Source organism: Streptococcus sp. KR (assembly GCF_002238115.1).
In the GTDB taxonomy this organism is placed as follows: Bacteria; Bacillota; Bacilli; order Lactobacillales; family Streptococcaceae; genus Streptococcus.
In genome coordinates this window covers 1-337 of the sequence record NZ_NGVM01000209.1, presented here as the reverse complement: position 1 = coordinate 337, position 337 = coordinate 1, and the positions used below count along the sequence as shown (strand labels likewise).

1 protein-coding gene is annotated in these 337 nt (G+C 38.9%); it reads left to right on the top strand.

The annotated features are described in order from the left end of the window. The coding region (locus CBI42_RS11640; protein WP_142294149.1) for a phage portal protein at positions 1–337 on the top strand (337 nt) is incomplete at both ends.

Genomic DNA, 337 nt, shown 5'->3' with positions numbered 1-337 from the left:
AAATGTTCTTTATTACACAGTTAATTACGGTGATGACCGAGGGCAGGTGACATATTTAGCTGCCGACATTTTACATTTTCGCTTGTTTGTTTCTGGGCAAGTTGCCACTGAACTAGTGGGTAGCAGTCCGCTAAACAGTTTAGCTAAAGAAATTAACATCCAGAATTATAGTAATCAATTATCACTAAGCAGTTTAAAGAATGCAATTGCGCCTAGTTATACGATTACGGTTCCGGCGGCCAAATTGGAACCGGAAGCTAAAGAAAATATTAGAAAATCGTTTGAGAATCAGAACTCTGGTGCTAATGCTGGTCGACCAATTGTTTTGGATCAATCT